At 59.5% G+C, this 3,663-nt stretch carries 5 protein-coding genes; 3 read left to right on the top strand and 2 right to left on the bottom strand.

Features of this window, described 5'->3' with window-relative positions; all coding sequences use genetic code 11:
• Nucleotides 1–236: hypothetical protein (locus ACYVDE_RS17215; protein ID WP_460502780.1), on the top strand; the 236-nt coding region annotated here is incomplete at its 5' end.
• Nucleotides 237–441: 205 nt separating this feature from the next.
• Here the strand turns inward: ACYVDE_RS17215 and tatC are convergent.
• Together tatC and ACYVDE_RS17225 are read right to left on the bottom strand one after the other, a co-directional pair.
• A complete protein-coding gene (tatC, locus tag ACYVDE_RS17220; RefSeq protein ID WP_460502781.1) occupies nucleotides 442–1,326 on the bottom strand; it encodes a twin-arginine translocase subunit TatC in 885 nt (294 codons plus the stop codon).
• Between the two features lie 168 nt (nucleotides 1,327–1,494).
• The gene (locus ACYVDE_RS17225) at nucleotides 1,495–2,787 is read right to left on the bottom strand and encodes a serine hydroxymethyltransferase (protein ID WP_460502782.1); all 1,293 of its coding nucleotides are present in this window, start codon (nucleotides 2,785–2,787) and stop codon (nucleotides 1,495–1,497) included.
• Nucleotides 2,788–2,883: 96 nt separating this feature from the next.
• On the opposite strand from ACYVDE_RS17225, the gene ACYVDE_RS17230 reads away from it, so the two are divergent.
• Together ACYVDE_RS17230 and ACYVDE_RS17235 are read left to right on the top strand one after the other, a co-directional pair.
• Entirely contained in the window at nucleotides 2,884–3,405 is a 522-nt protein-coding gene (locus ACYVDE_RS17230) for an RNA polymerase sigma factor (protein ID WP_460502783.1), read from the top strand.
• A gap of 63 nt (nucleotides 3,406–3,468) precedes the next feature.
• Nucleotides 3,469–3,663, top strand: a 195-nt coding sequence (locus ACYVDE_RS17235; protein WP_460502784.1) for an anti-sigma factor, incomplete at its 3' end; no start/stop codon positions are given.

Here is a 3,663-nt window from a genome sequence, read left to right on the forward strand (position 1 = left end):
CCAGCTGGCGGCGCAACGGCTCGAGCGCGGCAGGCAACGGCGGTAGCGCCGGAGCGGCCTTCAGGCCGACCGGCACCAGCAGCAGCATAAGCGCCACTGCTTTCCGCGCAAATAATCCGGGCCGCATCATCAACAGTTACCAACTAATACTTTACCAAAGATACGAAAACGAAAGCCATGTTCACGCTTTAGTACCATTTCAGATTGCATTGTTTTTCGACTACCGGTGCGAATGAGTCGACACAATACGGCACAGGGGTGATTAAAGCCGCAATCAGGCATTATACAATACTGTTGTTTTCTGGTTTATTTCGCATCTTTCCCGCAAGTGATGCAATTTTTACACACTGGGCAAACAGCATAAAAAAACCCTGACCCCGGTAGACTGCCTGCAACAAGCAGCCCACCGGGGCCAGGGATGACAACTCACCAGCCCGGTTGTTATTGCGGGGGGGTAACGGCCAATTCCCGCTCGCGGGCCAGCTTGGCATTGAGGCGGGCGGCATCGCCACGGCGCACTACGCGGGCAATGTGAATACTGAGCTCGTAGAGCAGCAGAATAGGAATGGTGACGATAATCTGGGCCGAGATATCGGGCGGGGTGATAACGGCGGCAATAATGAGAATAACCACAATGGCATGCTTGCGGTACATCTGCATGATTTCGGCCGATACGATGCCGGCCTTGGCCAGGAAGAACACAATCATGGGCAACTCAAACACGAAAGCGCACGACAAGCTCATGGTTGTGAGGGTGCTGAGGTAGCTCTGCATGTCAATCTGGTTTTCGATACTGGCATCGACCACGTAGCCGGCCAGGAAGTTGATGCTGAGCGGTGCGGCGATGTAGTAGCCGAACAGCAGCCCCATGATGAACAGAATGGACACGAAAAACACCGCGCCACGCGAGTTCTGCCGCTCGTGTGGGTACAGGCCGGGCTTCACAAAGCGCCAGATTTCCCAGAACAAATACGGAAACGCCAGCACAATGCCCACGATGAACGAGGTACTGATGTGCATGGTAAGCTGCCCGCTCATCTCGCGGTTCTGAATAACGAACCCCACGTCGTTGATGCACAAGTCGGGGGCGTGCACCCACTGCCCAAACTTGCAGAACATGCGGTACGTCCAGAAATCGGGGCGCGAAGGCCCCAGAATCAGGTCGTGGAACAGAAAGTCTTTGGCAAAAAATGCTCCGGTGGCAAATACCACCACCGAAATAGCCGCCCGGATAATGTGCCAGCGCAGGGCTTCCAGGTGGTCGATGAAGGACATTTCGTGCTGGTCGCCCGAGAGGTTTGGCTGTTGAGAGGGTTGCGGTTGCACGGATAAAATCAGGGAATAAAGGGGAGGGGATAAAACCGTTTGTCATCCTGAGCGCAGCCAAGGACCTTATCACGCTCGCAGCAGCTGAATTACTGCAAACCGTTTAGCGGTGATAAGGTCCTTCGCTGCGCTCAGGATGACAAACGGCATCATCCCTTACGTAAAAACTTACGCGAACAGCGGGTAATCCTGCAGCCAGCTGTTCACCCGCTGGCGTACCTGGCCAATGCGGGTATCGTTGTCGTGGTTCATCAGCGTTTCGTCGATGAGCTCGACGATGCGCTGCATGTCGGTTTCGCCCAGGCCGCGGGTGGTGATGGCGGCCGAGCCAATGCGGATGCCGCTGGTGACGAAGGGCGACTTGTCGTCGAAGGGCACCATGTTTTTGTTGATGGTGATGTCGGCGCGCACCAGAGCATTCTCGGCCAGCTTGCCGGTGAGGCCCTTCGAGCGCAGGTCAATCAGCATGAGGTGGTTATCGGTACCGCCCGAAATGATGTCGTAGCCCAGGCCCACGAAGCCTTTGGCCAGCGCCTGCGCGTTGCGGGCCACCTGCTTGGTGTAGGCTTTGTAGTCGTCGCTCAGGGCTTCGCCGAAGGCCACAGCCTTGGCGGCGATGACGTGCTCGAGGGGGCCGCCCTGGGTGCCGGGGAACACGCCCGAGTCAAGCAGGGCCGACATGGGGCGGATTTCGCCTTTCGGGGTTGTCAGGCCGAAGGGATTATCGAAGTCTTTGCCCAGCATAATGAGGCCGCCGCGGGGGCCGCGCAGAGTTTTGTGCGTGGTCGTCGTTACGATGTGGCAGTGCTCGAAGGGCGAGTTGAGCAGACCCGTGGCGATAAGGCCCGAGGGATGCGAGATGTCGGCCAGCAGCAGGGCGCCCACTTCGTCGGCGGCTTCGCGCAGGGCTTTATAATTCCAGTCGCGCGAGTAGGCCGAGGCCCCGCAGATAATCATTTTGGGCCGCTCGCGGCGGGCGGTTTCCTTTACTTTCTCCCAGTCGATGAGGCCGGTTTCGCGCTCCACGCCATAAAAGCTGGGCACGTAGAGCTTCCCCGAGAAATTGACGGCCGAGCCGTGGGTGAGGTGGCCACCGTGCGAGAGGTCGAAGCCGAGGATTTTGTCGCCGGGGTTGAGGCAGGCCAGCATCACGGCGGCGTTGGCTTGGGCGCCGGAGTGCGGCTGCACGTTGGCCCACTGCACGCCGAAGAGTTGCTTGATGCGGTCGATGGCCAGTTGCTCGACCTGGTCGACCACTTCGCAGCCGCCGTAGTAGCGCTTGCCGGGCAGGCCCTCGGCGTACTTGTTGGTGAGCACGGAGCCCTGGGCGGCCATCACCTGTTCCGATACGTAGTTTTCGGAGGCGATGAGTTCGAGGCCGTGGGTCTGGCGGGTTTTCTCCTGCGCAATGAGGTCGAAAACGGCGGTATCGAGAAGGCGAGCGGGGGCGGCTGTTTGCATGGTGTAAAGGTAAGGCGAGCGGCGAGATAGGGAACCGGACTGGCACAGGTTCAATTGCCTTTTTCCCTATTCCGCCTCCCCTGTTACCTTTACCTCATGCCTACGCCCCTTGCCGAAACCCTCACCCAGCTGCGCGTGGGTAATCAGAAATTTCTGATTGACTTTTACCAGCGCAGCCGGCACCTGTTTGCCCGCTGGGCGCAGCGCAAGCATCGACTGGCAGCTCCCCAGGCCCACGAACTGCTGCAGGATACCCTGCTGGATTTCTACGACCAAGTGGCCGATGGCCGTATTACCAAGCTGCCCGAAGACCTGCGGGCCTTTATTTACGGCATGGCCCGCCAGCGCCTCGAAGCACAAGTGCCGGCCCACGTGCCTCTGCCCGCGGCCGAGGCCCGGCGGCGCCAGCGGCTACTGGCCCAGTTCAACCAACTCGGGGCCGACTGCCAACAGGCCCTCACCTATTTTTATTTTCACGGCTACCAGTTTGAGAAGATGGGTGTGAAAATGGGCTTTCCTAATGCCACCGTGGCCCGCATGCAGAAAAGCAGCTGCCTGCGCAAGCTCTACGAACTCGTGCGCGGCGGCTACGAGCCGGCCGGTGAGCCTAGGGAATAAGTTGCCTGCCACCGTGCCCCGCTGTTTTACTTTCTGCTTTTCACTTCCCCTTACTCGCTGCTGATGGACCTCCGCCCCTACTTTGACGAACTCGAACGCTTTGCCGATGGCCAGATGAGCCTGGCCGAGCAGGAGGCGTTTGAGCTGCGCCTGGAGCAGGACGAGGACTTGGCCGAGGCCCACGCCGCCTACGAGCAGCTGACGGCCGACCTGCGCTGGGCGGCCGGCCACGACACGCTGCGCCTGCGCCTGCAGTCC

It is taken from the genome of Hymenobacter agri, assembly GCF_054778495.1.